This window comes from Halomarina salina, assembly GCF_023074835.1.
Taxonomy (GTDB): domain Archaea; phylum Halobacteriota; class Halobacteria; order Halobacteriales; family Haloarculaceae; genus Halomarina; species Halomarina salina.
Window position 1 is genome coordinate 402,473 of the sequence record NZ_JALLGW010000001.1, and the last position, 26,207, is coordinate 428,679.

Annotated in this window: 33 protein-coding genes and 1 tRNA gene; 17 read left to right on the forward strand and 17 right to left on the reverse strand. The window is 68.3% G+C overall.

The genetic code is table 11. The features are described 5' to 3' along the window. Positions 1 to 45 precede the first annotated feature (45 nt). Positions 46 to 609, reverse strand: coding sequence for a hypothetical protein (locus MX571_RS02025; protein ID WP_247413928.1), 564 nt, complete (start codon positions 607 to 609; stop codon positions 46 to 48). 285 nt (positions 610 to 894) lie between these two features. On the opposite strand from MX571_RS02025, the gene MX571_RS02030 reads away from it, so the two are divergent. Continuing rightward, on the forward strand, positions 895 to 1,128 hold the full coding sequence (locus MX571_RS02030; protein WP_247413929.1) for a hypothetical protein: 234 nt from the start codon (positions 895 to 897) through the stop codon (positions 1,126 to 1,128). 10 nt (positions 1,129 to 1,138) lie between these two features. On the opposite strand, the gene MX571_RS02035 is transcribed toward MX571_RS02030, so the two are convergent. The 4 genes from MX571_RS02035 to MX571_RS02050 form a co-directional block, all read right to left on the reverse strand. Next, on the reverse strand, positions 1,139 to 1,318 hold the full coding sequence (locus MX571_RS02035) for a hypothetical protein (protein ID WP_247413930.1): 180 nt from the start codon (positions 1,316 to 1,318) through the stop codon (positions 1,139 to 1,141). A 97-nt stretch (positions 1,319 to 1,415) separates the two neighbouring features. Continuing rightward, the gene (locus MX571_RS02040) at positions 1,416 to 1,970 is read right to left on the reverse strand and encodes a DUF8054 family protein (protein ID WP_247413931.1); all 555 of its coding nucleotides are present in this window, start codon (positions 1,968 to 1,970) and stop codon (positions 1,416 to 1,418) included. Beyond that, positions 1,967 to 2,737, reverse strand: coding sequence for a cell division ATPase MinD (gene minD, locus MX571_RS02045; RefSeq protein WP_247413932.1), 771 nt, complete (start codon positions 2,735 to 2,737; stop codon positions 1,967 to 1,969). Before minD ends, MX571_RS02040 begins: the two co-directional genes overlap by 4 nt. Before the next feature lie 54 nt (positions 2,738 to 2,791). Further along, positions 2,792 to 3,511: a P-loop NTPase family protein gene (locus MX571_RS02050; RefSeq protein ID WP_247413933.1), complete on the reverse strand. Its 720-nt coding sequence runs from the start codon at positions 3,509 to 3,511 to the stop codon at positions 2,792 to 2,794. A 119-nt stretch (positions 3,512 to 3,630) separates the two neighbouring features. On the opposite strand from MX571_RS02050, the gene MX571_RS02055 reads away from it, so the two are divergent. Next, a complete protein-coding gene (locus MX571_RS02055) occupies positions 3,631 to 4,182 on the forward strand; it encodes a DoxX family protein (RefSeq protein WP_247413934.1) in 552 nt (183 codons plus the stop codon). Between the two features lie 94 nt (positions 4,183 to 4,276). Here the strand turns inward: MX571_RS02055 and MX571_RS02060 are convergent, their stop codons facing one another. Both MX571_RS02060 and MX571_RS02065 read right to left on the reverse strand, forming a co-directional pair. Next, positions 4,277 to 4,552: a DUF7521 family protein gene (locus MX571_RS02060; protein ID WP_247413935.1), complete on the reverse strand. Its 276-nt coding sequence runs from the start codon at positions 4,550 to 4,552 to the stop codon at positions 4,277 to 4,279. Beyond that, a complete protein-coding gene (locus tag MX571_RS02065) occupies positions 4,549 to 4,914 on the reverse strand; it encodes a winged helix-turn-helix domain-containing protein (protein WP_247413936.1) in 366 nt (121 codons plus the stop codon). Before MX571_RS02065 ends, MX571_RS02060 begins: the two co-directional genes overlap by 4 nt. 345 nt (positions 4,915 to 5,259) lie before the next feature. On the opposite strand from MX571_RS02065, the gene MX571_RS02070 reads away from it, so the two are divergent. From MX571_RS02070 to MX571_RS02085, 4 genes are all read left to right on the forward strand, one after another. Further along, positions 5,260 to 5,403: a hypothetical protein gene (locus MX571_RS02070; RefSeq protein ID WP_247413937.1), complete on the forward strand. Its 144-nt coding sequence runs from the start codon at positions 5,260 to 5,262 to the stop codon at positions 5,401 to 5,403. Between the two features lie 85 nt (positions 5,404 to 5,488). Beyond that, complete coding sequence (locus tag MX571_RS02075; RefSeq protein WP_247413938.1) at positions 5,489 to 6,292, forward strand: DUF7839 domain-containing protein; 804 nt, start codon at positions 5,489 to 5,491, stop codon at positions 6,290 to 6,292. Between the two features lie 492 nt (positions 6,293 to 6,784). Continuing rightward, a complete protein-coding gene (gene thsA / locus MX571_RS02080) occupies positions 6,785 to 8,383 on the forward strand; it encodes a thermosome subunit alpha (protein WP_247413939.1) in 1,599 nt (532 codons plus the stop codon). Between the two features lie 175 nt (positions 8,384 to 8,558). Beyond that, complete coding sequence (locus MX571_RS02085; RefSeq protein ID WP_247413940.1) at positions 8,559 to 8,714, forward strand: hypothetical protein; 156 nt, start codon at positions 8,559 to 8,561, stop codon at positions 8,712 to 8,714. Positions 8,715 to 9,007: 293 nt separating this feature from the next. Here the strand turns inward: MX571_RS02085 and MX571_RS02090 are convergent, their stop codons facing one another. Further along, positions 9,008 to 9,319, reverse strand: coding sequence for a hypothetical protein (locus tag MX571_RS02090; RefSeq protein ID WP_247413941.1), 312 nt, complete (start codon positions 9,317 to 9,319; stop codon positions 9,008 to 9,010). Between the two features lie 397 nt (positions 9,320 to 9,716). Here MX571_RS02090 and MX571_RS02095 point away from each other — a divergent pair, with 397 nt between their 5' ends. From MX571_RS02095 to MX571_RS02105, 3 genes are all read left to right on the forward strand, one after another. After that, the gene (locus MX571_RS02095; RefSeq protein ID WP_247413942.1) at positions 9,717 to 10,151 is read left to right on the forward strand and encodes a restriction endonuclease; all 435 of its coding nucleotides are present in this window, start codon (positions 9,717 to 9,719) and stop codon (positions 10,149 to 10,151) included. Between the two features lie 141 nt (positions 10,152 to 10,292). Continuing rightward, a complete protein-coding gene (locus tag MX571_RS02100) occupies positions 10,293 to 10,550 on the forward strand; it encodes a DUF7553 family protein (protein ID WP_247413943.1) in 258 nt (85 codons plus the stop codon). Positions 10,551 to 10,590: 40 nt separating this feature from the next. After that, a complete protein-coding gene (locus MX571_RS02105; protein WP_247413944.1) occupies positions 10,591 to 10,857 on the forward strand; it encodes a DUF7553 family protein in 267 nt (88 codons plus the stop codon). A 122-nt stretch (positions 10,858 to 10,979) separates the two neighbouring features. Here the strand turns inward: MX571_RS02105 and MX571_RS02110 are convergent, their stop codons facing one another. From MX571_RS02110 to MX571_RS22635, 6 genes are all read right to left on the reverse strand, one after another. Next, the gene (locus tag MX571_RS02110) at positions 10,980 to 11,672 is read right to left on the reverse strand and encodes a hypothetical protein (protein ID WP_247413945.1); all 693 of its coding nucleotides are present in this window, start codon (positions 11,670 to 11,672) and stop codon (positions 10,980 to 10,982) included. 439 nt (positions 11,673 to 12,111) lie between these two features. Further along, positions 12,112 to 12,185 (reverse strand) — tRNA-Val (locus MX571_RS02115). 68 nt (positions 12,186 to 12,253) lie between these two features. Continuing rightward, on the reverse strand, positions 12,254 to 13,690 hold the full coding sequence (locus MX571_RS02120) for a hypothetical protein (protein ID WP_247413946.1): 1,437 nt from the start codon (positions 13,688 to 13,690) through the stop codon (positions 12,254 to 12,256). Further along, positions 13,687 to 15,102 carry a DUF58 domain-containing protein gene (locus MX571_RS02125; RefSeq protein ID WP_247413947.1) on the reverse strand — a complete coding sequence of 472 codons (1,416 nt, stop codon included), beginning with the start codon at positions 15,100 to 15,102 and terminating at the stop codon, positions 13,687 to 13,689. The genes MX571_RS02120 and MX571_RS02125 overlap by 4 nt, the downstream gene beginning before the upstream one ends. Continuing rightward, on the reverse strand, positions 15,099 to 15,788 hold the full coding sequence (locus MX571_RS02130) for a DUF7269 family protein (RefSeq protein WP_247413948.1): 690 nt from the start codon (positions 15,786 to 15,788) through the stop codon (positions 15,099 to 15,101). Before MX571_RS02130 ends, MX571_RS02125 begins: the two co-directional genes overlap by 4 nt. Then, the gene (locus MX571_RS22635; RefSeq protein WP_247413949.1) at positions 15,785 to 16,798 is read right to left on the reverse strand and encodes a DUF4129 domain-containing protein; all 1,014 of its coding nucleotides are present in this window, start codon (positions 16,796 to 16,798) and stop codon (positions 15,785 to 15,787) included. The genes MX571_RS02130 and MX571_RS22635 overlap by 4 nt, the downstream gene beginning before the upstream one ends. Positions 16,799 to 16,853: 55 nt before the next feature. Here MX571_RS22635 and MX571_RS02140 point away from each other — a divergent pair, with 55 nt between their 5' ends. The 4 genes from MX571_RS02140 (at position 16,854) to MX571_RS02155 (ending at position 21,487) form a co-directional block, all read left to right on the forward strand. Then, on the forward strand, positions 16,854 to 17,888 hold the full coding sequence (locus MX571_RS02140; protein WP_247413950.1) for a M48 family metalloprotease: 1,035 nt from the start codon (positions 16,854 to 16,856) through the stop codon (positions 17,886 to 17,888). Positions 17,889 to 17,961: 73 nt separating this feature from the next. Beyond that, the gene (locus MX571_RS02145) at positions 17,962 to 18,501 is read left to right on the forward strand and encodes a DUF192 domain-containing protein (RefSeq protein ID WP_247413951.1); all 540 of its coding nucleotides are present in this window, start codon (positions 17,962 to 17,964) and stop codon (positions 18,499 to 18,501) included. Positions 18,502 to 18,617: 116 nt separating this feature from the next. Next, entirely contained in the window at positions 18,618 to 20,552 is a 1,935-nt protein-coding gene (locus tag MX571_RS02150) for an ABC transporter ATP-binding protein (RefSeq protein ID WP_247413952.1), read from the forward strand. Positions 20,553 to 21,307: 755 nt separating this feature from the next. Further along, complete coding sequence (locus MX571_RS02155) at positions 21,308 to 21,487, forward strand: hypothetical protein (RefSeq protein WP_247413953.1); 180 nt, start codon at positions 21,308 to 21,310, stop codon at positions 21,485 to 21,487. A gap of 104 nt (positions 21,488 to 21,591) precedes the next feature. On the opposite strand, the gene MX571_RS02160 is transcribed toward MX571_RS02155, so the two are convergent. Further along, positions 21,592 to 21,894 (reverse strand): DUF5789 family protein, encoded by a 303-nt coding sequence (locus MX571_RS02160; RefSeq protein WP_247413954.1) that lies wholly within the window; start codon positions 21,892 to 21,894, stop codon positions 21,592 to 21,594. A 132-nt stretch (positions 21,895 to 22,026) separates the two neighbouring features. Between MX571_RS02160 and MX571_RS02165 the strand changes: the two genes are divergently transcribed. Beyond that, positions 22,027 to 22,737, forward strand: a complete 711-nt coding sequence (locus MX571_RS02165) for a creatininase family protein (protein WP_247413955.1) — start codon at positions 22,027 to 22,029, stop codon at positions 22,735 to 22,737. Positions 22,738 to 22,898: 161 nt separating this feature from the next. Further along, positions 22,899 to 23,525 (forward strand): TetR/AcrR family transcriptional regulator, encoded by a 627-nt coding sequence (locus MX571_RS02170; protein ID WP_247413956.1) that lies wholly within the window; start codon positions 22,899 to 22,901, stop codon positions 23,523 to 23,525. Positions 23,526 to 23,564: 39 nt separating this feature from the next. Here the strand turns inward: MX571_RS02170 and MX571_RS02175 are convergent, their stop codons facing one another. Then, on the reverse strand, positions 23,565 to 24,053 hold the full coding sequence (locus MX571_RS02175; protein ID WP_247413957.1) for a DUF5790 family protein: 489 nt from the start codon (positions 24,051 to 24,053) through the stop codon (positions 23,565 to 23,567). A gap of 161 nt (positions 24,054 to 24,214) precedes the next feature. Continuing rightward, positions 24,215 to 24,550, reverse strand: coding sequence for a dihydroneopterin aldolase family protein (locus MX571_RS02180; protein WP_247413958.1), 336 nt, complete (start codon positions 24,548 to 24,550; stop codon positions 24,215 to 24,217). A 145-nt stretch (positions 24,551 to 24,695) separates the two neighbouring features. Between MX571_RS02180 and MX571_RS02185 the strand changes: the two genes are divergently transcribed. Beyond that, entirely contained in the window at positions 24,696 to 25,319 is a 624-nt protein-coding gene (locus MX571_RS02185) for a translation initiation factor IF-2 subunit beta (RefSeq protein ID WP_247413959.1), read from the forward strand. Positions 25,320 to 25,404: 85 nt separating this feature from the next. Further along, positions 25,405 to 26,061 (forward strand): HAD family hydrolase, encoded by a 657-nt coding sequence (locus MX571_RS02190; RefSeq protein WP_247413960.1) that lies wholly within the window; start codon positions 25,405 to 25,407, stop codon positions 26,059 to 26,061. The last annotated feature ends 146 nt before the right edge of the window (positions 26,062 to 26,207 follow it).

The window sequence follows — 26,207 nt, forward strand, 5'->3', positions numbered from 1 at the left end:
TCAGCAGGGACTGGTGGTGGTGGGCGTATCGGTGAGTCATGGAGGTCAGAGTCGGAGGACCGCGTCGGCAGCGAGGGGGTCGGCGTCGGGGAAGGCGTCGTCGTACAGCGAGACGACGTCGGTTCGGATCGTTTCGAGAGCGTGGTCGCCCTCGGGCGAGCAGCGGACGCCACAGCGGGCGGTCAGGTCGTCGCCGATGCGCTCGTAGCGCAGGCGACCGTGACACGCCGGACAGCGCAACGCGGCGTGAGCGTGCATCCACTCGGCGTCGTGGCCCAGCGCGTCGAGTCGCCGTTCGAGCGCGTACCAGACGACGACGTCCGGTGGCTGGGTCTCGCGGGCGCGGAACAGTCGATAGACGAGCAGCGACGCCGTCCCGTAGAGGTCGGGGTCGACGGCGGCGTGGTCGGCGTGACACCGGCGGAAGTAGGCGACGAGGGCGGACCGGGACGACCGGACCGACCCGCCGGTGAGTTCCCCCGTCGTCCCGGCAGCACGCGCCGCGTCGTCGTCGCAGACCGCTCGCAACCCTCGTCCGTGGGCGTCGTAGTGACGCTCGTCGGAGAGCGATGCACCGCTTTTCGGACAGAACGCGTCGGTTCCAATCATAGCTACTGCTGGGTGGTGAGCCACGGGTCATCCGCGCCGACGCGCGTCACCGTGGCCGACACTCGGTTTCTGAATACAACACCATTAGTTAAAAATACACTAGATAGAAGAGAAAAAAAGTCACTCGGGCCGTCAAATGTTGGAATACTGTTTCACAGCCCGGACGGTGCGCCAGCCGCGCGCGACGCCACGTTCATCGTGCGAATACAGTCTCTTCACGCCCCAGTTTCACTTTCACTCCGCGGACGGCTGACCTCTAAGGTCCGAGCGTCGAACCTTCCAGTCATGAGCATCGACGTGGTGCGGACGACTCCCGAACGAACGTCGGTCCGCGAACGCCGAGACGACAGCGAAGCGCGCTCCGAGGACGCTGGCGGCCGCGGAGCGAGGCTACCGAGACTGATCGACGTCTCGGACGTCAGCGCCGCTACCGTCGCGGAGTACGCCCGCGACGCCGTCGGCACCGACGACCTCTACCTCGAACGTCGGCCCGGCCGGACGTTCCTCGTCGTGCGCTGACTGCGCGGCCTCAGACGATGGACCGGTCCTCGTGCGTCAGGGTCTCCTCGTCGAGTAACGCGACGAGCGACCCGTACGGGACGAACGCGACGAACTCTCCGTCCCCCCGGAAACAGTCGATTCCGTTCTCCGTTCGCTCGTAGTCGTCACACTGGATGTCGCCGTCCGCGATGATGGCACGGTACCGCATACCGAGCCATGGACGGTCGAGACACAAGAACCTGTCACCGACTGGTCAGCATCGCGGAACGAATCGTAGAGCGCCATCGCCGGGTGACCCCCCGGCGTCACTCCGAGAGGTGGTCGTCGAGTCCCCACTCCTCCGCCCGGCGGGCGGCCTCCGCCTGCGCCTCCTCCTGGATGGCCGCGATGCGCTCCTCGTCGGCGAGGAACGCCGCCAGCGGGTCGGTCCCCGCGTCGTCCTCCCGGTCGGGTGCGCGTTCGCGACAGCGGTCGGCGAGCGCCTCGTCCCCCGCGAGGTGCTCGGCGGGTGCGCCGGGCGGAACGCGCAGGTCGGGCGTCTCGTGCGCGGTGGCGAGCGCCTCGGCGGGGAGCGTGAACAGTTCGACCCGGCAGGGACCACCCGCCGGGAACGCGGTCAGAGCGTCGGTGCCGCCCGCGTCGCTGGCGAGGTGGTACGCGAGGACCGGAACGCCCGACTCGAACGTGAGGACGCACTCGGCGTCGTCGAGCAACAGCGCCGCCTGCGGCGTGACGACGGCGTACCCCGTCAGCGAGCGCTCGAACGCGGCGTCGAGGGCGACGCCCACTCCGTCGACGACGCGCGAGAGGACGAGCGTCCCGTGCGGGATGTCGACGCTCGGCACCTCCCCCGACCTCATGGCGGGTCGGGGATGACCGCGCTGCGGAACCGGGCGGCGACGTCCTCGGCAGCGCCCGAGCGGACGTCGAGCGCCTCCGCCGCCGACCGGTAGGCCGCGGCCGCGGGACTCGCGGGGGCGTGGGCGAGGAGGGGTTCCCCGGCCTGTCGCGCCGCCTGCACCGCGTCGGACTCGGGGACGGCCGCGAGCGTCGGGCCGTCGAAGTAGCGTTCGGCCTGTTCCGTGACCCGGTCGATGCTGTCGGCGGCGTCGCGGACGCGGTTGAACAGGATACCCGCGGTGTCGGTGCCGTACGACCGGGCGTACTCCTGGACCTTCAGCGCGTCCGACAGCGACGGGACGGTCGGGTTGAGGACGACGACCACGCGGTCGGCGAGGACGACGGGGAGGACGGCGCTCTTCGACCCGAGCGCGGCCGGAGAGTCGAGGAGGAGGACGTCCGTGTCCCGCGCGAGGTCCGCGACGACCGACCGCAGTCGGTCGGGGTCGGCGTCGCGAAAGCCCGCGAGACTCGTCCCGCAGGGGACCACGCGCATCCCGAATCGGTCGTAGGTGGCGTCTGTGGTGGGTGCGTCGCCCGCGAGCACGTCGTGGAGCGTCACGTCCACGTCGGCGAGTCCGGCGTGGAACAGGAGGTTCGCCATGCCGGTGTCGGCGTCGACGACCGTCACGTCGTACTCCTCGGCGAGCGCCATCCCGAGCGCGAGCGTGCTCGTCGTCTTGCCGGTGCCGCCCTTCCCGGAGGCGACGGCGAACGCTTCTACCATTCGGTCGGACTGGTTCCTTATCGAAAATAAATCCTCGGACTCGACGGCCCTCGCTCAGGGCACGAACGGGAGCGTCAGGTCACCGCCGACGGCCCGAGCGGCGTCCTCGACGGTGCCCGACGAGAGGTCGGGGAGCAGACCACAGATGGGGAGTCCGATCTCCGCTTCGAACCGTTCGACGCCGGGCGCGAGCGCCTCCGCTTCTCCCTCGGGCACACGGGTCAGGGCGCACGCACGAACCTGCTCGCGCAGGTCGTCGGGGAGCAGTTCGAGCGTGCCGACCAGCGAGGCGAACGCGCCGCCGTCGCTGGCGTCCGCGACGAGTACCACGTCCGCGTCGGCGAACCGGACGAGTTCGGCGGAGCCGAGCGGTGGACCGTCGACGACGCCCTCCGAGAGCGGGTCGGTGCTGGCCGCGACCAGCAGGTCGAACCGCTCGGCGAGCGCGGCGTGGGCGCGTTCGGCCGCCTCGCGTGCTTTCCCCCACCGCTCGTCGTAGTAGCCGTCCGGGACGCCGAGGTCCTCGCCGTCGACGGTCAGCGCTCCGTCCGGACCGCGGAGGACGGGCGAGAGGGCCCGTTCGGGGGTGACGCGAGCCGCGAGCGCCTGCGTCCGGACCGACGGTGCGACGGACGCACTGATGGGGGCGTCGGCGAGGGCGGCGAACGGTGCGACCGTCCGTCCACGACCGACGAACCCACGACAGAACGCGGTGACCAGCGAGGAGACGCCAGCGTCGCGCGTCGTTCCCGCGAACAGGACGGTTCGGGTCATACCGGTGGGTCCACGTACGGCGTGATAACCGTTGTCCCGGCGCTCGATTCTCGCCCCCTGGGAATCGCCTTCTGTTTATATACTGTATCCTGACGAAGCTGAAATCGTAAGTGATAGAAATGAACTCGACTGCAAACAACTTCGAAAGCACCGTCGGCGGAATCACTGTCCGTGGCCGCGCCCACAGCCTCAGCGCCTGGTTCGTCCTGGCGCTCCGGCTCGTCATCGGGTTCGCGTTCCTCTACTCGGGCGTGGACAAGATCATCAACGGCTTCAGCGCGAACGGCTACCTCAGCGGCGTCGCCGCGACGAACGGCAACCCGCTCGAAGGCATGTTCCACTGGATGGCGACGACCCCCTGGTTCGTCGACTTCGTGAACGTGGCCGTCCCGTACGGTGAGGCCGCCATCGGCCTCGGCATCATGGTCGGCCTGCTGACCCGCCTCGCGGCGTTCTTCGGCGCGTTCATGATGCTCATGTTCTACTTCGGCAACTGGGACATGGCCCACGGCTTCATCAACAGCGACTTCATGTACATGTTGGTGTTCCTGTCGGTCGCGGCCTTCGGCGCCGGCCGCATCCTCGGCCTCGACACCCTCGTCGAACAGTACGAAATCGACGGGATGGCACTCATCGAGCGCTACCCGCGACTCGACTACATCCTCGGGTGACCGGGAGTATCCCGGCACACCGCCATCTCAGAACCGTATCCTGTCACCCGCGTCGTCCGCGTTCTCCGTCCGTTCTTCCTCCCGAGCCGTCGGCTCACTCCGTGTACAGCGAGTAGGTGATGACGCCGAACCCGGCGGCGGTGAGGACGCTCTCGATGAGCAACACGGATTCTGTGTCGAGGCCGACCGCCTGGTGGGCCGCACCAGCCAGCAGCGCACCGAGCGTCACCATGGCGAACCCGAGGGCGAGTGCCCCGAGCGACCGTGACCCGGTCCGCCGGTAGGCCTTCAGCGTGAGGTAGGTGATGACCCCGCCGAGCGCGAGCGTGACGGTCTTGAACGCGACGACGAGCGTTGGAACGAGCGTCACGCCTCTCGCCTCACCTCGGTCCACATCGTTTCGAGGCGTTCGCTGGGGGCCTGCGGCGGTCGAATCACGTCGACGGTGAACGTCCGGCCGTCGTCGAGCGTGATGGTGACCTCCTCGAAGGCGAGGCGGTACCGGGTCGTGTGGTGACCGTCCGTTCGGACCTCCGTCTCCGTCTCCAGGAGCGACGCCTCCGTCAACCGGTCGAGTTTCCGGTAGGCCGTCGAGAGCGGGACGTCGGCGTCCGCGGCGAGTTCACTGGCAGTCCGGGAACCGTCCGCCGCCCGGACGAGGGCTCTGCAGGCGGGGTCGTCGAGGGCGTCGAGGACCGTCTCCAGTCCCGGCGGGTCGTCGCGACGAGGCATCGTTCGATGGTACGACTGGTGAGGACAGTAGGTGTTTCGGCACACTCGGCACCTGGTCGGAAGGGGAGAACGGCCGAAACGGCCGCACGACGGGCGACGCGTGACACTCGCCCGTCAGTGTGAGATTCCGGACTCGTAATGAGTCTTCTGTCGTACTGTCTGACGGTGGTCACGCGCCCGTCATCGGGCGGCCATCGGAGGAGTGCAATCGGCGCTCGAACGGCAGTAGGAACGTGTTAACTCGACACAGTGTGTAGTCAGGATGCCGTTGCCGTCACCGGCCGGAACTGTCTCGATACCGTAGGAGTCCCGTAACTAAGCCCCGTTCCGACGTAGCGAGTCGGTATGTCAGTGAGCGTCCGCGTGGAGTGTCCCTCGTGTTCGACTGCCGTCACGGCGGAACCGAACCAGTCCGGCGACGGCGACACGCTGTCCGGTCGGAGCGTCGCCTGTGACTGCGGTCACCGCATCGACCTCTACTACTACTGAGACCGTCCCCGCAGCACAACCCTGCTTGCCCCCGACGACAACTACGGTGGGAAACCCTCTTGCGAGTCGGCGTGCAACGCCGGGTATGAACGGTGAGGACGGCCGCGACGTCGCGGTGTTGCGGAACAAACGCGACGCTTCGCGCTACCAGATTCTCGTCGCCATCGCGGCGCGCCAGCCCGCCGTGAGCCAGCAGGAGATCGCGAACGCGGTCGGCGTCACCGCGCAGGCGGTCAGCGAGTACGTCCGCGAACTCGTCGAGTCCGGTGCCGTCGAGAAACACGGCCGGGGGCGCTACGAGGTGACCAAGGAGGGCGTCGACTGGCTCATCTCACGGACCGAGGACCTCCGGGCGTTCACCGAGTTCGTCACCGAGGAGGTCATCGGTCAGGTCGACGCCGACACCGCCATCGCCGACGGGGCGCTCGACCCCGGTGACCAGGTCACGCTGGCGATGAACGACGGCGTCCTCCACGCCACGCCGGGCGAGGAGGGCGGTGCGACCGCACGGGCGCTCACCGCCGCCGAGACGGGGGAGGACGTGGGGGTCGCGGAGTTCGAGGGGCTGCTCGACTACGAGACGGGACAGGTCACCGTCGTCGTCCTCCCCGACGTCCGCGAGGGCGGCAGTCGCGCGGTGTCCCCCGACGAGGTGGCGTCGCTCGCCGACGACCACGACCTGCTGGCGACGGCCGGAGTGGAGGCGCTGGCGGCGGCACGGCGTGCCGACCGCGACCCGGACGTCCGGTTCGGCACCGCACAGGCGGTCCAGGAGGCGGCGACGCGTGGCCTGTCGGTGCTGTTGCTCGTCGGGCCGCGGGCGCTCGCCGCGCACACGGACCGACTCCGCGAGGGGTCGGTCGGGTACGAACTCGTTGATGCGAGATAGCGAGGCTCGAGCGCAGCGAAAGCCTCGGAGATACCGAGCGGGGAGCGAAGCGACCCGCGAGGTGAGCGCGATTCGGAGCGAACACAGTGAGCGAGAATCGCGGAAGCTCGAACGGCGACCGGAGGGTGCCGTGAGATAGCGAGACGCGAGTGTAACGAGCGTCTGGGAGGTACCGAGCGGGGAGTACATCGAACCGCGAGAGAGAGCCGTGAGTCAGCAGCGCGTATCGAAAACCCGAGCGAGCGGCGGTCAGGGGAGACGCCACCGCCCGGGAGTGAGACACGGGAGCGACGGTCGACCGCCGCGGGGTTGGGGGAAGAGTGCGGCGGTCGGCCGTCCAGCGGTCGGGGGACCGCAGTTCGGTGTCGCCGCTCCGGGTACCAATATGCACCGTTCGGACACTGTCGCAGGGGTTGAGACACTGCGAGGCGGGCGAACTACTATCACTCAAACTATGTTTATCTCCTCGGCCGCCCTACAGGGGGCCTGATTATGGCATACGTTGGAAGTCAGCCGATCTACATCCTGAGCGAGGGGAGCCGACGCACGTCCGGACGCGACGCCCAGTCGATGAACATCGCGGCCGGGAAGGCCGTCTCGCGGGCGGTACGGACGACGCTCGGCCCGAAGGGGATGGACAAGATGCTCGTCGACACGTCGGGCACCGTCGTCGTCACGAACGACGGCGTCACCATCCTCGAGGAGATGGACGTCGACCACCCCGCCGCCCAGATGATCGTCGAGGTCGCCCAGACCCAGGACGAGGAGACCGGCGACGGGACGACGACGGCCGTCATCATCGCTGGCGAACTGCTCGCCCGCGCGGAGGACCTGCTGGAGAACGACGTCCACCCGACCGTCGTCGCCAACGGCTACCGCTTCGCCGCGGCCGAGGCCCGCGAGATTCTGGAATCCATCGCGACCGACGTGGAGGGCGACGACTCGCTCCGCGAGATCGCCATCACCGCCATGACGGGCAAGGGCGCGGAAGCTTCGCGTGACCTGCTCGCCGACCTCGTCGTCGAGGCGATTCGAGCGGTGGAGTCGGAGGACGGCATCGACCTCGACGACGTCGTCGTCGAGACCATCGTCGGCGGCGGCGTCGCCGACTCCCACCTCGTCAGCGGCGTTGTCATGGACAAGGAGCGCGCCCACGAGAACATGCCCAAGCGCGTCGAGGACGCGAAGGTGCTCCTCCTCGACGCCCCCGTCGAGGTCCGCGAGACCGAGATCGACTCGCAGCTCGACATCACCTCGCCCGCCCAGCTCGAACAGTTCCTCGCCCGCGAGGAGGGCGAGATGCGCGAGATGGTCGAGGCCATCGTCGACTCCGGCGCGTCCGTGGTCGTCTGCCAGAAGGCCATCGACGACCTCGCGGTCCACTACCTCTCGAAGGCGGGCGTCATGGCCGTCAAGCGCGCGAAGAAGTCCGACCTGCGTGCGCTCGCCCGGGCGACCGGCGCGACCATCACCAGCGACTACGAGGACCTCGACGCCGCCCTCGGCGACGCCGGTCTCGTCGAACAGCGCGAGCTGGGCGACGAGACGCGCATCTTCGTCGAGGAGTGCCCCGACGCGAAGGCCGTCACGCTCGTCCTCCGCGGCGGCACCGAACACGTCGTCAGCGAAGTCGAGCGCGCGGTCCACGACGCCCTCGGCGTCGTTCGCGTCACCGCACTCGACGGTCGCGTGCTCGCGGGCGGCGGTGCACCCGAAGTCGAACTCGCGCGGCAGCTCCGCGACTTCGCGGACTCCGTCTCCGGCCGCGAACAGCTCGCCGTCGAGGCGTTCGCCGGCGCACTCGAAATCGTCCCCCGGACGCTCGCCGAGAACGCGGGGCTCGACCCCATCGACTCGCTGGTCGACCTGCGCGCTCGCCACGACGCGGGTGACCTGCACGTCGGCCTCGACGTCTACACGGGCGCGACGGCCGACATGATGGCCCAGCACGTCGTCGAACCGCTCCGCGTCAAGCTCCAGGCCGTCGAGAGCGCGACGGAGGCCGTCGAACTCCTCCTGCGCATCGACGACGTCGTCGCCGCGGGCGACCTCAAGGGGAAGGACGAGGCGTTCGACGAGATGGACTTCTGAGCGGCCGACACCGCCGTATTTCTGCGCTCGCCGTACGATTCCGATGAAGCGACGACCACGACCGGCCGACGGACACGTCCATACCCGGCCCGGGTGGCGATACTGCACCGTCATTAACTTTTATTATAGTCCGGGTCGTCGGTGGGAGTGAGGACGGCGTGACCGTCCACCTACCATGACAGACCAGCGACGACCGACCGACGACATCGATCCGCTCGTCCCGCGACTTCCGACAGACGCGACCCAGGAGACCCAGGCCCGGGTGCCGAAGGCAGACGGCGGTCTCCCCGCCCCGGCGACGGACGTGCCGTTGGTCCCGGACATCTCCTGAGCGACACCGGGTCACGGTAGCGCTCTCGGAGTGCTCGCGTGAACTGTTCCACTTCTCCCACGAGTCGTCCCGCGAGTGGTGACGCTCGCGGGTCGCTGCACCTGCGACGACGGGGAGCGGCCGCTACGTGACGTGGCTCTTGCGGTCGCTCCCTGGTTCGACACCCCCTCGACTCTGCGTCACGGTCGCTAGTGCTCCCGGACGCAGAGACTTCCCGGTCGGAGTCGAACCGACACCGGACGGAGCCGGTCCCAGCGGTCTGCGGGAAGCGGTCGCCGTCTGCGAGCCCCCGCTCACGCCTTCCCCTCGGCTTCGAGGACGCCGAAGCCCTCCGCGATGGCCTCGGCGTCGGCGTCGGGTGCGAGGTAGACGCGGGCGTCGAGGTCGACGCGGATGTCCGTCGCCGTCGGGCGGAAGCCCGTCACGTCGAGCGTCTCGATGCGGTCGACTGCCTGTACGTCTTCGAGTACCGTGCGGGCACCACCGGCGAGGTCGCCAGCGGCACCGCGGGGCACCCACAGCTTGACGGCCACTCTCGTGACCGCGAGTTCCATCGACATGGAGACGTCCGCCGGGAGTCGAACCCGGAAGGTGGCCACGTCCACACGGACGCGGTCCACCGGTTCGCGAGCCGGAGTGTCGGAGACACGTGACACTCCGTCCGGCGTGTACTGTCGGCAGAGAGAGACCCTCGGTCACACCCCTTCCGACGCACGGCCGGACGGGAAGTGCCGTCCGGAACTACGCGAACGGGGTGGACCGAGTGCAGTCAGCGTTCCCGACCGTCCCACGCTCGCTGTACGCGTCGCTGGCCGCCCCAGCAGACGCGTAAACGAGGTGGAACTTCATCTGGGAATCACCGAGTTGCGATGTGTATCTCTCGCTTTCGAGGCGACCATCTTAATGATTGTGCAGGTCTGACACGTGTTGCCACAGAGTCGCTCGTCGCCCACGTTCACGCACCGAGAAATGTTTATCACTCTGGTAGTGCTGCGTCATCACATGCCAATGGGCGACGACGGTGACGCCGACGGTGGGCCGACCGGCACCGGAGGGACGACCGCACTGGAATCGCTCGACGCCGCTACCCTCGAATCGCTGGTGTTCGACCTCCACGAAGCGGAAGGGGACGAGGTTGAGTGGGCCGCGCCGAACGCGGAGGGCGGAATCGTGCTGGTCGCACGGACGTCGCGACTGCTCCGCGGCCCCCGGACCACCGTCGTCGCGGTGACGACGGCCGGAGCGTCGGTGACGCCGGGAAGCCTCGACAGACTCAACTACGCCCGCGAGATGAACGGCGCCGAACGGGCCGCACTCGTCCACCCGGGCGACGTCCCCGAGAAGACCCACGAGGCCGCCAGCGGGACGAAGGTCACCGTCGTCGACGGCGACGCGCTCAGCGCGCGACTGGCCTCCGCCGACCTCTCTCTTCCGTAGCACCAGCGAACAGGGAACGCCGACCACTTCTCGGAGACGGCGACACGGGACTCTCTCCGCAACACGTGAACCCGTCGCATGCCATGATATTCGCTAGCATACTGCATAACACATTTACTCCACTGCCGAGTGACCCGAACTATGGGACGCACGGAGCTCAAAGCGGCGGGCCGCGAACTGGTCGTCGCTTCCCGACTGGCGGATGGAACCGTCGAACGACGACTGCACGGCGAGGTCATCGAACTCACGAAACTCTCTCTCGCGGAGGACGTCCGACCGACCGGCCTCGACGACCGCATCGAGACGCTCCGCGACCTCGCGCCGGACGCCGGTGCCGGGGGCGAACACGTCGAACGGGCGCTCGACCACGTCGAGACCGCCCGAGAGACGGTGCAGTGACGAACGCAGGGTTTTCGTCGTCGGTGTCGTAACGCGAACCATGAGCCGAGCAGAACTCACCACCGCAGCAGAGCACCTCGAGACAGCCGCGGCCCACGCCGAAGGGGAGCGACGCGACCGCATCGAGAGCCAGGCGGAGTCGCTCACGGACCTCGCCGACCGCGACCGCGGCCCCGACCAGGGCCGACTGGACCGCCACATGAACGTCCTGCGGGAACTCTCGGCCGAGGACGACGAGGCGTCCGAACACGTCCGGGACGCGCTCGACCACGTCGAGCAGTACCGCAGCACGGTCGGCGGAATCTGAGGGCGGGGCGAACGGCAGGGACGGTACCCGAGGACGCGACCTGAACACCCAGTGTGACGACCGACCTCCTCGATTTTCCGACTCCGCCAGCGAGTCGCCGTCGGCCGAGCTGCCGCCCGTGGTCAGTCGACGATGTCCTGCACGTCAGGGTGGTCGAGTAGCACGGTGAGTTCCGACGACCGTTCCCGGCGCGGTGTCTCCTGAAGCTCGTCCCGGCGGCGCTGCCAGTGGACGTGTCGCCGCAGGACGTAGACAGGCACCTCCTCGATACCCGCGAACTCCGCCAGTGCGTGGCGGTGGAACCCCTCGCTCCAGACAAGTTCGCCGTCACGGCCGACGAGGACCAGCGGTTCCATCTCGTGGATGTACTCGATGTCGGCCGGTGAGTCGTACGTCGTCTCGTAGTTCGGTCGATACCCGTCCGTCCGCATCCGTTCGTAGAGGTCGTCGAGCGCCGAGCAGCGACGCTCTCTGAACGCTCCGATGCTCTCGAATCCACGGACGGTCTCTCCCTCGTCGAACCGCGCCTCGGCCCGTTCGTAGAGCCGCGTCTCCTCCCAGTCACGTCCCTCGACGAACCGTTGTTCCAGCCCCCGGTACGTTCCGGTCTCCCGGAGCCGCTCGCAGTGTTCCTGGCGGTCCCAGTCGCCGTCCATCACCGCCCCGAGCCCCCACTTCAGGGAGACGACGTTGTAGAACTCCACGTCGGCAGGGTCAACCCATCTCACTTCCCACGGGTCCGCAGGCGCGTCGTATCGCCGTTCGTTACACCACCGGTGCCACTCCGTCCCGAGGCGGAATCGGTCGAGGACCACTGTGTTCACGGCGAAAGCGATGTGCCGGCAAATCCGTTGTGTCGTCGCCTCGGCGAGAACGCTCGTCGTGTTGCGTCTTCAGAAGTGGGCTCGGGCGGATTCGAACCACGCCCGAGAACCTGCTCGCTACCGCTCGCAGAACCTCGGTCTGGTACGAACCTCCCTCGGTTCACGGTTCGCGCTCGCTGTCGCTCGCGCAGAAGGAGTGGGCTCGGGCGGATTCGAACTACGTCGAGACGGTCGCTCGCTATCACTCGCGCTGCGTCTCGCCTCGTTCGGAATCCTACTCACGTTCAGAAACCCCCGTCGCTGTCGCTCACGGGGTTTCTTGGGCTCGGGCGGATTCGAACCTCAGTCGCTCACTCCGTTCGCTCCCTGCTTCGAATCGCCCTCTCGTCACAGATTTGTGACTCACCGTTCGGTTCGTCACAAAATCTGATGGGCTCGGGCGGATTCGAACCACCGACCTCAGCCTTGTAAAGGCCGCGTCATAACCGACTAGACCACGAGCCCTCGTTCGTTCATTCCGATGCCCGCCGATAACCCTTGCGACAGCGACCGGGCGAAGACGGAGTCCAGACTCAGGCCTCGGTCGCCACCAGCGCGACGATAGCGACCAGCGCCAGCGCCAGCGCGACGGTGCCAGCACCCGACGGCACCGACGCGGCGGGACCGACGACGAACACGGTGAGCATCGCCACCGTGACGCCGACGACACCGACGAGGACGCTGGCGGTGGTGTGCGCGAGTACGCCCTGTCGGCCGTCGACCGACGGGAGTTCCGCGCCGAGCGTGGCGGCGTACTCGCCACCGTCCCAGACGAGCAGGATACCCGCGAACCCGGCGAACACGAGAATCGCGGGGGCGCTCTGTTCGGCGACCACGAGCACCGCGAGCCCGAACAGCCCCGCCGCGAGGCCGTGCCCCGACAGCGGGACGAGTCCGGGGCCGTCCCGGAGGGTGACGAAGTCCCAGGCGACGAACACGCCGAGGAGGACGACGATCATCACGAGCGCGACGAGGCCTATCGCTCCGAACCCGCCGAGCAGCGGCGCGACGGGCGTCACGGACGCCGAGGGGAGCGTGAGCAACCACGCTGCACCGACGAGCGGGACGACCAGACCGCCGGCGGCGTCGGCCGCCGTTCCGGTCGGGTCCTCGTCGCCCACGCCGACGGCGAATCGCTGTATCTGCCGCCCGACGAGGACGACGCCACAGACGCCGAGCGGGAACAGGAGGACCGCGAGGACGACGCCGGATTCGAGCACGGCGGTGATGACGCCCCCGAGCACCGAAAGCTGGGCGAGCACCCAGTCGAGCAGTCCCGGCGCGAGCATGGCGACGTACACCTCCGCGACGAACCCGACGACGAGCAGCCGCGGGGCAGACCTGACGTCGGCGACGGTCATGCCCATCTCGGAGAGCCGGTGTGAGTGGACCGACTCCCGTTCCGGGAGCCACCGTTCGAGTGTCCGCGTCGTCGGGGGAAGTGCGAGCAACAGCGCCACCGCCGCCACCTGGAGCGACACCAGCGCGACGAACGGCGTCGAGGTAGCGACGTTCCACAGCGCCACGGCACCGTCGGCGACGACGGCGAGCGCGGCCGGGTTGGTGAGCAACGAGAGCGCGACGACGAGGACCAGCGCCAGCACCGACGACTGGAGCACGTCGGGGAACCGCGACTCGGTGAGAGAGCGCGCGCCGAGGGACACGCCGAGCGCGAGCACGGCCAGCGCGCCGGTCCCGACGACGGCGGTCTGGACCGGCGGGTAGGTGTAGCCGATGCCGAGCGCGAGCATCCCGAGACCGCAGACCGTGGCGATGCTCGTGGCGGCCCGCCGTCCCGCCGAGGCCCCGTCGGGACAGGCCACGGCCCACGAGACGCCGAGCACACCGACGACGGCGACCAGCGCCTGGACGCCGACGCCGACCGCGTAGCTCAGTCCGACGGCCAGCACGGCAGCGATGCCGAGCGTCAGTCGTCTCCCGAAGCGGTTGGGGCGACGGTCGGCGCTCACGCGGACCACCGCCGTTCGGCGCGAGCCATCGCGACCGCCAGCGCGTCGTCGGGCGACCACTCGACGACACGGACGCCGGCACGCCGGAGCGTGTCGACGCGCTTCGACCGCTCGATGCGTGCGAGGTTACCGCCAGTCGTGTCGGGAGTCATGTCGGGAGAGACGACCGTCACCGCGTGACCGCGTGCCGCGAGCGTCTTCGTCGTCCCGACCGCGTCGTCGTCGGTCAGCGGCGAGCAGACGACGACCCGCGAGCGCCGGTCGAGGTGGCGACAGAGCCGGTCGACCCCGTAGCGACAGACGTTGGCGAGGACGCCGGGTCGCCCCTGCATCGACTCGGGGTCCGCGAGGAATCGCGTGATACGAGCGCGCTGTTCGCGCCCCGTCGCCGGCTTCACGTACCCGCCGTCGGCCAGGGAGACGACGCCCACGCGGTCGTTCGTATCGAGCAACGATCCGGCGAGGCGGCCCGCCGCGTGTCGGGCGAGCGAAGCGCCCGTCTCGCCGTCCGGTTCACGGGCGATGCGTGCCGACTCGCGGTCGTCGACGATGACCGACACCGTCGTCGCCTCGTCCTCGCGGAACGACACCGTCGACAGTTCGTTGGTCCGCGCGTAGCGTTTCCAGTCGATGCGGTTCATCGGGTCGCCGCGAGCGTACTGGCGCGTGCTGTAGAACTCGATGCCCTCGCCACCGTCGTCGGTGGCGGTCTGTCCGGGGTACGGGAGCGTCCGCCCGTGGAGCGTCGGCGTGTCGAGCGTCGTGTCCACGCTGATGGACGAGTCGACGTCGGCGGTCACCTCGCGGCGGACCGTCCCGCTCGCGTTCCGGGCGACGAGTCGCGGCCCGGTGAACGTGTGGTCGCCGCGCTGGGCCGGGAGTTCGTAGGTCAGAACGGTCGACTCGTCCGACCCGAGGCTCACGCACGCCCGGGACTCCCCGTCCTCGACCGAGAGCGCTCCCGGCACACCGTCCGTGATTCGGAGGTCCGCGATGGGGCGGTCGCTCACGTTCGTCACCGCCAGCGTGACGCCGACGGTGTCGCCGGGGAGCGGCGCGGTCGCAGACACCGTCCGTTCGATGTCGACGTCCAGCGGCGGCGGTCGCGTGACGTAGCCGTAACAGGCGTACGCGAAGCCGACGACCGCCCCGAGGAACACGACCGGGTTCTCCAGTGCGACGCCCGACGCCCCGGCGAACAGGGCCAGGACGACGCCCGTCGACCACCGGTCGACACCCTCCGTCTCGACGGCCACCTCCCTCGTGGAGACGACCCGCTCGTCGTCGTCGGTAGCGTCTGCTGTCGCATCGTCGGTCGACTCGGCGGACGATACCTCGTCCACCTCGTCGGTTACGTCGACGGAGACGTCTCTCAGCGACTCGTCTTCGGACCGCTCGACGGTGCTGCTCATCGCTCCCCTCCGTCGGCGCGGATGCGGACCGCGTGGGTCCGCTCGCCGCCGCGACTCGACCGCCGAGCGAGCGAGTCGTCGGGCAGCCGAATCTGCGACGAGCGCTCGGAGAGCGCCGTGATGACGGTCCTGGCGTGGCGGGCGAACCGGTCGCCCTTCAGCCACTCCTCCAGTCGGGTACGGAGCGGCAGGACGACCTCGCCCTCGTCGGCGAGGAACGACGCCGCGATGGGGTCGTCGGTCCACGTCCCGCGAGCGAGTCGCCGTCTCGCCTCGGCCTCCGAACAGCCCTCGGTCCCGACGAGGACGTAGACGACGGCCGCGGAGAGGCGTTCGCGAACCAGCCGCCGTGACTTGATTCGCTCCCACTCGTGGGTCTCGCTGTAGGTGTCGAGCGCCGCGTCGATCTCGTGGCCGAGCGGGTCGCCACGGTCGACCGGGGCGGCGTCGTCGATGTCGAGCGTGTCGTCGCTCGACCCGAGGGACGGCAGGCGGAGGACGAACAGCAACCCGAGCACACCGACGACGAACGCCGCCAGCGAGACCACGGGTCGTGCGGTGTCGGCGAACGACGAGAGCGCACCGAACCGGTCGGGAGCGAGGAGGACGGCCGTCGCGGCGAGGAGCGTGCCGACCGCGACGACCGAGAGGAGCGCCCGAAGCGGGAGCCGGGAGCGCCACCTCATACGTCGTCACCCTCGTCGTCGATGTCGTCGTAGGCGTCGCGAGCGGCGTCGAGTCGCTCGCCGGTCCCGTCGCGGTCGCCGTACCGAACCTCCTGAAAGGCGCGGGTGAGCGTGCCGACCGACCGCGAGGGTAGTCCACGTCGGACCGCCTCACGAGCGTACTGTCCCGGCGTCGCGGCCGAGCGGTTCCGAATCGGGACCCGCGCGGTCATCTCTGCCCAGGCCTCCTCGACGGTGAGCGGACCGCGGGCCTCCGCGTCGGCCCGGTCGTCGCCAGCGGAGGTGTTCGCTGCAGTGTCGGACGACGGCCACTCGCGACTGGTCTGGCCGCCGAGCGAGGAGACCGCCCCCGGCAGCGCACCGAGGGCGCTTCCGATACCGCTAGTGAGACCGCTCGCCCCGGCGGCGAACGCGGCCGGAACGGCGGTGACCGTCACGACGGTCGCTCGGGCGGCGCCGCGAGCGACCGTGCCGACGGCCGACCCGGCGGCAGCGACGACGGTCGAGGTGTCGTCGAGGAGTCGCGGGAGCGTCGCCGAGAGGCCGACGACGAACCCCATCGTCACGCGGGGGACGGTGCCGAGCGCGCTCCTGACGAACGCGGGCGGGATGTCCGGGAGGGTCGCGTGGACGAGCCAGAAGCCGCGCCGCTCGTAGCCGAGGCGGTTCAACGCGAGCCCGAGTACGGCGACGAACCCGAGCAGTAACGCGACGGGCCAGAGCCCGCCGCCGGAACTGCTCTCGTCACGGGGAGGGTCGGAGTTGTCTGCCGGTGCGTACGTCGTCGTGGGGGCAGTCGTCGTCTCCTCGGTGGCGGGTTGTGGCTGGGCCGGAGTGGCTGGCTGCTGGACCGGGTCGCCACCCGAACCGAACATCGGCGGGCCACCCGGCGCACCGCTCCAGACGTCGGAGGGGTAGGTTCCGAGCCCCGTCGCGGGGAACAGCGACGCGGCCAGAACCACCGCAATCGCACACAGCGCGAGGAGGGCTGCGCGGCGGGGTGCGTACACGGAAGAAGTATTATTTTCCGGGAAATATATGTGTTTCGCGTCCGTCAATTAATCTATGTCTTCCCTCCCCGCTCGCGATACGGCGCTCACCAAGCGGATGGTAGCGACCCTCGGGGCGGTGCTCGTCGTCGACGCGCTCGCCATCGCCGTCCTCGCCCTCCTCGTCAGACCGTGGCTCGCCCCCGTCGCCGGCGCGGCGGGTGACGCGCTCGGCGTCAGCGCCCCGCCTGCCCTCGCGTGGCTGGCCCTCGGCGTCCCCGCGCTCGCCGCGTTCGTCTGGGTGCAGCTACGCTACACGCGCCGGGAGACCCTCGACGCCGTGGACGCCGAAGTCGTCGGCCCGCGAGAGCGACCCGACCTCCACGCTCGCGTCACCCGGCTCGCCGCGCAGGCCGACGTCCAGGTGCCGACGGTCGCCGTCGCCGACAGCGAGACGCCGAACAGTTTCGCGGTCGGAAGCCCCCGTCGCTCGACGGTCGTCGTCTCCACGGGCCTGCTCGACGCGCTCGACGACGCCCAGCTCGACGCCGTCCTCGCGCACGAACTCGCGCACGTGAAGAACCACGACGCCGCGGTGATGACGCTGGCCTCCTTCCTCCCGGCCGTCGCCCGCGGCGAGTACTCGCTGCTCGACGCCATCACGCCGCGCGGCGTCTCCCAGTCCGTGACGTTCACCGCCATCGCCGTGCTGTTCGGTGCCGGCGCGCTGGCCGCCGCCGCGACCGGTGCGCCCGGCGGGTCGCTCGTCGGCGCGGCCGTCCTGACGGGGTTCGTCGTCCTGTTCGGCGGCGTCATGCTCGGGCTCGCCGCCGCGCCGGTCGTCTACCTGAGCGAACGGCTCGCCCACGACCGGGAGTTCGCCGCCGACCGCGCTGGCGCGCTGGCGGTCGGCAGTCCGGCCGCGCTGGCGAGCGCGCTCCGCACCCTCGACTCGGCCGACTCGCCCGCCGAGGACGCCCGGACGCTCACCGTCGACGGCCTCTGCCTGCTCCCCCACGGGTTCGGGGGCGTGGCGACGGCGACCCACCCCTCGACCGCCGACCGCATCGACCGCCTCAAGGCGCTCGCCACGGCCATCGAGGGACGCTGACCCGGCCACCGACGCAGTCGAGGGTAGAACCACCGGACGGAACGCTTACCCACCGCAGACACCTCCTCGTACCATGAACAACGGGAGATCGGCGGCGTTCGTCGTGGCCGTCGGCCTCGTCGCCGTCGTCCTCCTCGGATACGCCCTCTACCCGGTCCTCGCCCTCTCGGTTACCGGTCCACCCACCGACTACGAGCGGACGACCGTCACCGCCTACGACGGCGGCGACGGGGGCGACGGAGGGGGCCGTCTCGGCAGCGTCGACGTCCGAATCGCCGACGACCGCGTGAAGCGCTACGCCGGTCTGAGCTACACCGACAGTCTGGGCGAGGACGAGGGGATGTGGTTCGTCCACGACGGCACCGACTCGCGGACGTTCGTCATGCGCGGGATGTCGTTCGGTATCGACATCGTGTTCGTGAGCGCGAACGGGACGGTGACGGCGATTCACCACGCCGAGGAACCGCCAGAGGGCGTCGACGGCGAGTCGCTCAGCTACAGTGGCGAGGGGAAGTACGTCCTCGAACTCCCCTACGAGTGGACCACCGACCACGGCGTCACCGTCGGCGACTGTCTCGACGCGGCGGGGTACGACACGACGTGTACCTCTTGAGGCGTCGGGGACGCTGCTCTCGGCGTCGCGAAGCGGAGTCGATTACCGGTACCGATATCGGCGCAGCCTCTCGGTTTGCCAACCCTTTTCCGCGCTGAACAGCTATTCAGTTCTCAATGAGCATCACCGCGGACGAGGACGACCCGTTCGAGGAACAACGGGAGAACGCGGAGAACCCGATGCGACGGCTGTTCGCCGAGTACGGTGCCGAGAACCGGTTCGCGTTCGTCGTCGGTATCCTCTCCAGCGTCACCGCCCGCATCCTCGACCTCCTCCCCATCGTCCTCCTCACCCTCGCCATCGACGCCATCTTCAACCAGACCCGAGAGTTCTCCCTCCTGTTCGTCCCGCAGGCCTGGATTCCGCCCACCCGCGAGGGCCAACTGCTCCTCTCGGTCGCCCTCATCGGGGTCGCGTTCTTCGGCGGTGCGGCGTTCCACTGGACCCGAAACTGGGGGTGGAACTCCTTCGCGCAGAACATCCAGCACGACATCCGGACGGACACGTACGACAAGATGCAGCGGCTGAACATGGACTTCTTCGCCGAGAAGCAGACCGGCGAGATGATGTCCATCCTCTCGAACGACGTCAACCGCCTCGAACGATTTCTGAACGACGGGATGAACTCGGCGTTCCGCCTGGGCGTGATGGTCATCGGCATCGGGGGCATCCTGCTGTACTGGAACTGGCAACTCGCCGTCGTCACGCTCTCCGTCATCCCCCTCATCGGCTTCTTCACGTACAAGTTCATCCAGACCATCCAGCCGAAGTACTCCGACGTGCGCTCCTCGGTCGGGAACATGAACTCCCGGCTGGAGAACAACCTCGGCGGCGTGCAGGTCATCAAGACCTCCAACACCGAGAACTTCGAGTCGGACCGCGTCGACGACGTCTCGCAGGACTACTTCGACGCCAACTGGGACGCCATCGGCACGCGCATCAAGTTCTTTCCGAGTCTCCGCGTGATGGCCGGCGTCGGCTTCGTCAGCACGTTCCTCGTCGGTGGCTGGTGGGTGCTCACCTACGAGGCGACCGGGAGCGCCCCCTGGTTCTTCACCGGGTCGCTCTCGTCGGGGGAGTTCGTCGGTTTCGTGTTGTTCACCCAGCGGTTCATCTGGCCGATGGCGCAGTTCGGCCAGATCATCAACATGTACCAGCGCGCCCACGCCTCCAGTTCCCGCATCTTCGGGCTGATGGACGAGCCGTCGCGCATCGTCGAGGACCCCGACGCCGACGAACTCGTCGTCGACGAGGGCGAGGTGGTGTACGACGACGTGACGTTCGGCTACGACGAGGAGGAGACCATCGTCGAGGACGTCTCGTTCCACGTCGAGGGCGGCGAGACGCTCGCGCTCGTCGGCCCGACCGGGGCAGGGAAGTCCACCGTGCTGAAACTCCTGCTCCGGATGTACGACGTGGACGAGGGGGCCATCACCATCGACGGGCAGGACCTCCGGGACGTCACCATCCCGAGCCTCCGCCAGAACATCGGCTACGTCTCACAGGATACGTTCCTCTTCTACGGGAGCGTCGCGGAGAACGTCGCCTACGGCACGTTCGGCGCGACCAGAGAGGAGGTCGTCGAGGCCGCGAAGGCCGCCGAGGCCCACGAGTTCATCGAGAACCTCCCGGAGGGGTACGACACCGAGGTCGGCGAACGCGGTGTGAAGCTCTCCGGCGGCCAGCGCCAGCGCATCTCCATCGCACGGGCCATCCTGAAGGACCCCGAGATTCTCGTCCTCGACGAGGCGACCAGCGACGTCGACACCGAGACGGAGATGCTCATCCAGCGCTCGCTCGACCAGTTGACCGAGAACCGGACCACCTTCAGCATCGCCCACCGCCTCTCGACCATCAAGGACGCCGACCAGATCGTCGTCCTCGAAGACGGCCGTATCGTCGAACGCGGCAGCCACGAGGACCTGCTCGCGAACGACGACCTCTACGCCCACCTCTGGGGCGTGCAGGCCGGCGAGATAGACGAGCTTCCGGAAGAGTTCATCGAGCGCGCCCAGCAGCGTCAGGCCCGGACGAGCAGCGACGACGACTAACGACCGTTTCTCGCCTCGGGTACGCCGCCGGCGCACCGCGCGGCGTAGAACCCTCGACGAGAGAGCCCACTCGACGCGCTTCGCGCGTCTCGCGGTGAACCGCGCTCGCTTCGCTCACGCAGACGTCGGGTCAGTCGTTCTCACGTAGCAAGGAGCTGATTCAGCCGCTAGACAGAGAGCGTGGGTCTATCGGTGATGCGTTCAGTTCTCGTCACTGGCTCCCGGCTCCCCGGCATCGAGGATGGTCACCTGCTGGCCGCTGATGACGACCTCGTAGGACGAGATGGTCCATCGACCATCGACGCTCACACCGTTGGCTCTGGCGGCGCGAATACAGTCGGTCAGGTGAGTCGAAAACGTGCGCCGATCACCAATCGGCGGCGTATCCGCCGTCTCTTCCGTCCCCGTCTGATCCTTGGGTAGCGTCTCCGAGGTGGACTCGTCACTCCCGGTCATATCCGTTCACTCTGCAGTTCGTCACACAATATCATCACACTTCGGCATCGGTATCGAAGGGTTTCCACATTCGCCATGGTCATCCATGCTATCCGTCTATTAACGTTCGGTCTGGTGACTCTCACCACGTGCGAACGGCGGTGTAATGGTACACCATGCCGCGCACTTATCCGGCTGGCCTTCGATATCCAGCATGAACGATTGACTCACGGTTCCTGTCGACCGTGGCAATTCCCTTAGGAGACCGTCTTCTCTGTGCACTGCCCCTGAATCGCGGATTGCTCGTTCAGAGGCATCCAATGACCAAATCACCGGAGACCATCGACGGCAAAGACGCGTTCACCGAGGCACTGACCCGACTGATAGACACCGCCGAAGCGACTCACGTCGACGTGCGGGGAGCGTACGATATCGAAACTACCACTGACGAGAGACGGTACGATGTCGTGGTGACCGACGTCGAGCCGACCCGAGACTGAGACACTCGCGGCACACGTCCATCAATACCGGGAATTCGTGCGACCGGCTACAGCACAGCCAGACACACCGTACGACAGTCACCGGATGGGGCGTCGAGGACGCCCTACAACGACTCTTCGTCGTGTTCCTGCCCGCTCTCCTCCGTACTTCCGCGGTCGGAGTAGTCCTCTCGGCCGACGGCGTCGTCGCTCAGCATCGTCATCACGGCCTGTCGGAGGTCGTCGGGGTTCTGAATCTCGTCCTCGTACCCCTGCAACACTGCACCGATGGTGGTCTCGTCGCCCTGCAAGTCGAGCGTCACGTCGCCGTACTCGTCGCGCAGGTCGTCGGTCGAGATGGGGTAGTCGATGTCCTCCGGGTCGAAGTTCTCGAACGTCACGCCGTGGGTACGGTCGTCGTCGGCCATGGTCGGTTCTGAGGCGTGCCCCCGTGAAAGCGCTGTGGCCTGCCGGTCCCGTCTCTCCTCGGTCGCTCCTCACGATTCGCGTCTCCCCGGTCGCTCCCACCGATTCAAGACGCCGCGCGTGCAGCGACGGGTATGGACCTCGCCGCGCGGACCTGGACGGACCTCGCGGAGTGCGAGACGCGCCTCGCGCTCCTCCCGGTCGGGAGCACCGAACAGCACGGCCCGCACGCACCGCTGGGCACCGACCACCTCGCCGCGGCCGCCGTCGCGGAGACGGCTGCGGACGCCCACGACGAGGAGGTGGTCGTCGCCCCCACGGTTCCGGTCGGCGTCTCGGAGGAACACCGCGCGTTCGCGGGGACGCTCTGGGTGGGCGAAGACACCTTCCGAGCGTACGTCGGGGACGTCGTCGAGAGCCTCGCTCACCACGGGTTCGACCACGTGGTCGTCGTCAACGGGCACGGCGGGAACGTCGCTGCGCTCCGGGAGGTCTGCGGTCGACTCACCCGCGACGACGTGGCCTACACGCTCCCGTTCACGTGGTTCGACGGCGTCACGAGCGACCTGCCGATGGGTCACGCCGGAGCGCGCGAGACCGCACTACTCCGGCACGTCGTCCCCGACCTGGTCAGGGAGGAACGCGTCGAGGACGCCCGCGAGGAGGCCGCCGACCGCTGGGGCGAGTGGGTCGCGGGCGTCAACCTCGCGTACGACACCGACGAGTTCTCGCCGAACGGCGTGGTCGGCGACCCGGACGCTGGCGACGCCGAGGCGGGAGAGGTGCTCCTCGACGAAGCGGCGACGGCGCTCTGTGAACTACTGGCAGCGATGGCCGACCGCTGACGGCTACGTCCGCCCGCCATCGGCCGTCGAGCGTCGGCCGTCGAGCAGGATTACCCACGAAAGACACGACTGCGGACGGCTCGCTACCGAAATACTGGGCAAGTAAATAGAGTATACTGGCGTACCGATTCGTTTATCTCGGTAATCAGACTAACGAGTGTGTGGCAGGATTCGACGACGAGGAACGCGAGCGAATCAGAGCCGACCTGCTCCGTGCGGGCGAGGACCTGTTCGTCCAGTACGGACCGAAGCGGGCCACGATAACCGACGTCACCGACGCGGTCGGCGTCTCGAAACCGATCTTCTATCGCTTCTTCGACTCCAAGGCGGAGTTCTACGTGGCGATACTCCGACGTCGCAACGAGGCGTTCGCTCGGGAGACACGCTCGGAACTGGAGGACGTGGCCACGCCGTACGAGGGGCTCAAACGACTCCTCTACCGTTACAAGTCGCATCTGGAGGAGAACCCGCTCGTCCGCCGGAGCCTCACGCGGGAGCACTACCGCGACGTGTTCCGCAACGTCCCACCGGAGCTACTGAGAGAGCTACAGGAGGAGAGCGTGCCCGACGTGCTGCCGCTCGTGCGGTCGTTGCAGGAACGGAGCGACGGTCGGTTCGCTGAGTACGACCCGGCGACGGTCCTCGGCGTGTTAGAGACGGTCGGCCTTCAGGTCGCGCAGCGAGCGGGCGACGACGACGGAGCGGCCGATTACGACCAGGTGATGAGCCTCCTCATCAGTTCGCTCGCGAGGGGGTTGACGGCCGACACCTACCAGGCCCCGGGGTGACGGCGGGTCGTCCCGTCTCCGAGAGCTGAGACGTGCCGATTACTCCTCGTCTTCCTCTTCTTCCTCGTCTTCCCCGCCATCGGCCTCCGCTTCCTCGACATCGTCCGTGTCGTCGCCCGCGCCCTCCGCCTCCGCGTCGGCGTGCAGGTCGTCGAGCAGACTCCGGAGCTGTGGGACCGTGCTGGCGAGTTCGCCGACCTTCTCGCGGGCCTCGACGATGTCCTCCATCGCCTCGGTGAGCGCCTCCAGCTCCTCCTCCAGGTCGTCGGCGTCGTCGAACGCGTCGGCGCGCTGGCCCATCGTGTACCACTTGCGGGCGTCCCGGAGGTGGTCCTCGGCGTCACCGACGTCGAGCGTCCCGCGGAGCGCGTTGAGCACGCCGAGCGTGTTCTCCGCCTCGACCTCCCAGATGGACTCGGGGTCGGGGAGTTCGGCGCGTGCGGCGTCGAGGTGCTCCTCCACGTCGGCGCGAATCTCGCTGGCCGCCTCGCCGAACAGTTCGTCGTCGTCGAGGGTCGATTGGCTCATGGCACGGGGTTCGACAGCGGCGAGTATAAGTACCCGCCCGAAACTGAAAGTGAAAGCGTGGGTTTCGAGCGGTGTCGAGTCGGTTCGCACCTACGGGACCGGGACGCCGGATGGACCGGTCGTCGGAAGCCCCCTGTCGAGATTCTCCTCGGTCGTCGGTACTACCGCTCGCTCACGTCGACGACGCGCATCAGCGGGTAGCCGTCCTCCATCGCCATCTCCGTGTGGACGACCCGGTCCCCGTACTCGATGCGCATCCGCACCTCCATGTACTCGCCGGTGAGTTCCGTGTAGTCGTGGGTCGTGTCGAGTTCGTCGGCGAGGACGTCCACGCTGCAGTCCGCACAGAACGGCTGGTTCTCGATGGCCTCCTCCATCGCCCGTTCGAGACTCGGGGCGCTCTCGGGGCTGACGGGGGTGCCCGCGAACTGGTGATACAGGGTCCCGAACTTGATTCCCGCCTCGAAACAGGCGGCTTCGGCGTCCGTGGGGTCCATATGCGGCGGTTTCGTCGCTCGCCGTATAAGACCGGCGAGTCTCGCCGCGTTCCGTCGAGTTCGGGACCGTGAGCCCCCGAGACGCCTGTCGATACGCCAACGTCCAACACGCAACGCGTAAACGGCCGAATCACCTTCCACACCCATGGACTACGAATCATCACTCGACCGGGCGATGGAGAACGTCCCGGACATCGACTCCAGCGGCCAGCGCCTCTCCGTCCCCGACGCCGAAGCACAGAAGGACGGTGCGTTCACGCGATTGACGAACCTGGAGGACATCGCCGACACCCTCTCCCGCGAGAGCGACCACCTCCACCGGTTCGTCCAGCGCGAACTCGGGACCAACGGGAAACTGGAGGAGGGCGTCGGCCGCTACAACGGGTCGTTCAGCGGGTCGGACTTCGACGCCGCCGTCGAGTCGTACGTCGAGACGTACGTCATCTGTGGCGAGTGTGGCCTGCCCGACACCCGCCTCGTCACCGAGGACCGTACGCCGATGCTCCGCTGTGACGCCTGCGGTGCGTTCCGTCCCGTCTCCAAGCAGCGTCGCTCGAACCAGCAACAGCAGCAGCGCGACGCCATCGAGGAGGGCAACACGTACACGCTGGAGATCACCTCCACCGGCCGCAAGGGCGACGGCGTCGCCGAACGCGGCGAGTACACCGTCTTCGTCCCCGGCGCACAGGAGGGCGACGTCGTCGAGGCGTACATCGACAACGTCTCCGGGTCGCTCGCGTTCGCCCGCCTCGAATCGAAACACGACTGAGTCGGTCTGCGGACCTCTCCACTCGTTCTTCGACGCCTCGTTCCCGGTTCGGAACACCCTTGCTCGCTCCAGGAAACGACCGGACGTGAACCGATTCCGAGCGGTGCTGTTCGACATGGACGGCGTCCTCGTCGACTCCGAACCCCACTGGCAGCGGTTCTGGACCGAGGAGGTGTTCGGCGAGGCAGAGCGCGGGACGCCGACGCTCGACGAGGTGACGGGCCGCAACTACCGCGAGAGCCTCGCCGAACTCGACGCGGAGTACGGCTTCCCGCGAAGCGTCGAACACTACGCTCGCCGTTTCGAGGACCGGGCAGAGGACATCTACGGGACGACGGTGACGCAGACGCCGGGCATCGACGCGCTGTTCGACGCGGTTCGCAGTCGCGACCGGGGTCTCGGCGTCGTCTCCTCCTCGCCACACGCCTGGATATCGACCGTCGTCGACCGGTTCGACCTCGACCCGCTGGACGTCGTCGTCAGCGCGATGGACCTCGACGGACCGGGCAAGCCCGCACCCGCCATCTACGAGCACGCCGCCGCCGAACTCGGCGTCGAACCCGAGCACTGCGTCGTCGTCGAGGACTCCGTCCACGGCGTCCGGGCGGCGTCTGACGCTGGCGCGACCGTCGTCCGCTTCAAGTACGACGAGTCCGTGCCGACCGTCGACGGCGTCGACGCCCTCGCCGAGGACCCGACGGACCTCCGCGAGACGGTGCTCGGGTTGCTGGACGAGGAGTAGTGAGGGCGCGTTCGCAGGCACCACGTCGCTCGTTCGCTCTCGCTCCGCTCCCTCGCGGGAATCGCGCGAGACGCCATGGGCGTCTCGCTGATTCCCGTTCGCTCCCTCGCTTCGCTCGGTCGCTCACGGGAACCGCGCCTTTCATC

What these genes read in the sequence shown, in the direction of transcription:
- MX571_RS02025 (WP_247413928.1), bottom strand. Translation starts at nt 609, where the DNA reads ATGATTGGAACCGACGCGTTCTGTCCGAAAAGCGGTGCATCGCTCTCC.
- MX571_RS02030 (WP_247413929.1), top strand. Translation starts at nt 895, where the DNA reads ATGAGCATCGACGTGGTGCGGACGACTCCCGAACGAACGTCGGTCCGC.
- MX571_RS02035 (WP_247413930.1), bottom strand. Translation starts at nt 1,318, where the DNA reads ATGCGGTACCGTGCCATCATCGCGGACGGCGACATCCAGTGTGACGAC.
- MX571_RS02040 (WP_247413931.1), bottom strand. Translation starts at nt 1,970, where the DNA reads ATGAGGTCGGGGGAGGTGCCGAGCGTCGACATCCCGCACGGGACGCTC.
- minD (WP_247413932.1), bottom strand. Translation starts at nt 2,737, where the DNA reads ATGGTAGAAGCGTTCGCCGTCGCCTCCGGGAAGGGCGGCACCGGCAAG.
- MX571_RS02050 (WP_247413933.1), bottom strand. Translation starts at nt 3,511, where the DNA reads ATGACCCGAACCGTCCTGTTCGCGGGAACGACGCGCGACGCTGGCGTC.
- MX571_RS02055 (WP_247413934.1), top strand. Translation starts at nt 3,631, where the DNA reads ATGAACTCGACTGCAAACAACTTCGAAAGCACCGTCGGCGGAATCACT.
- MX571_RS02065 (WP_247413936.1), bottom strand. Translation starts at nt 4,914, where the DNA reads ATGCCTCGTCGCGACGACCCGCCGGGACTGGAGACGGTCCTCGACGCC.
- MX571_RS02070 (WP_247413937.1), top strand. Translation starts at nt 5,260, where the DNA reads ATGTCAGTGAGCGTCCGCGTGGAGTGTCCCTCGTGTTCGACTGCCGTC.
- MX571_RS02075 (WP_247413938.1), top strand. Translation starts at nt 5,489, where the DNA reads ATGAACGGTGAGGACGGCCGCGACGTCGCGGTGTTGCGGAACAAACGC.
- thsA (WP_247413939.1), top strand. Translation starts at nt 6,785, where the DNA reads ATGGCATACGTTGGAAGTCAGCCGATCTACATCCTGAGCGAGGGGAGC.
- MX571_RS02085 (WP_247413940.1), top strand. Translation starts at nt 8,559, where the DNA reads ATGACAGACCAGCGACGACCGACCGACGACATCGATCCGCTCGTCCCG.
- MX571_RS02095 (WP_247413942.1), top strand. Translation starts at nt 9,717, where the DNA reads ATGCCAATGGGCGACGACGGTGACGCCGACGGTGGGCCGACCGGCACC.
- MX571_RS02100 (WP_247413943.1), top strand. Translation starts at nt 10,293, where the DNA reads ATGGGACGCACGGAGCTCAAAGCGGCGGGCCGCGAACTGGTCGTCGCT.
- MX571_RS02105 (WP_247413944.1), top strand. Translation starts at nt 10,591, where the DNA reads ATGAGCCGAGCAGAACTCACCACCGCAGCAGAGCACCTCGAGACAGCC.
- MX571_RS02125 (WP_247413947.1), bottom strand. Translation starts at nt 15,102, where the DNA reads ATGAGCAGCACCGTCGAGCGGTCCGAAGACGAGTCGCTGAGAGACGTC.
- MX571_RS02130 (WP_247413948.1), bottom strand. Translation starts at nt 15,788, where the DNA reads ATGAGGTGGCGCTCCCGGCTCCCGCTTCGGGCGCTCCTCTCGGTCGTC.
- MX571_RS02140 (WP_247413950.1), top strand. Translation starts at nt 16,854, where the DNA reads ATGTCTTCCCTCCCCGCTCGCGATACGGCGCTCACCAAGCGGATGGTA.
- MX571_RS02145 (WP_247413951.1), top strand. Translation starts at nt 17,962, where the DNA reads ATGAACAACGGGAGATCGGCGGCGTTCGTCGTGGCCGTCGGCCTCGTC.
- MX571_RS02150 (WP_247413952.1), top strand. Translation starts at nt 18,618, where the DNA reads ATGAGCATCACCGCGGACGAGGACGACCCGTTCGAGGAACAACGGGAG.
- MX571_RS02155 (WP_247413953.1), top strand. Translation starts at nt 21,308, where the DNA reads ATGACCAAATCACCGGAGACCATCGACGGCAAAGACGCGTTCACCGAG.
- MX571_RS02160 (WP_247413954.1), bottom strand. Translation starts at nt 21,894, where the DNA reads ATGGCCGACGACGACCGTACCCACGGCGTGACGTTCGAGAACTTCGAC.
- MX571_RS02165 (WP_247413955.1), top strand. Translation starts at nt 22,027, where the DNA reads ATGGACCTCGCCGCGCGGACCTGGACGGACCTCGCGGAGTGCGAGACG.
- MX571_RS02175 (WP_247413957.1), bottom strand. Translation starts at nt 24,053, where the DNA reads ATGAGCCAATCGACCCTCGACGACGACGAACTGTTCGGCGAGGCGGCC.
- MX571_RS02180 (WP_247413958.1), bottom strand. Translation starts at nt 24,550, where the DNA reads ATGGACCCCACGGACGCCGAAGCCGCCTGTTTCGAGGCGGGAATCAAG.
- MX571_RS02185 (WP_247413959.1), top strand. Translation starts at nt 24,696, where the DNA reads ATGGACTACGAATCATCACTCGACCGGGCGATGGAGAACGTCCCGGAC.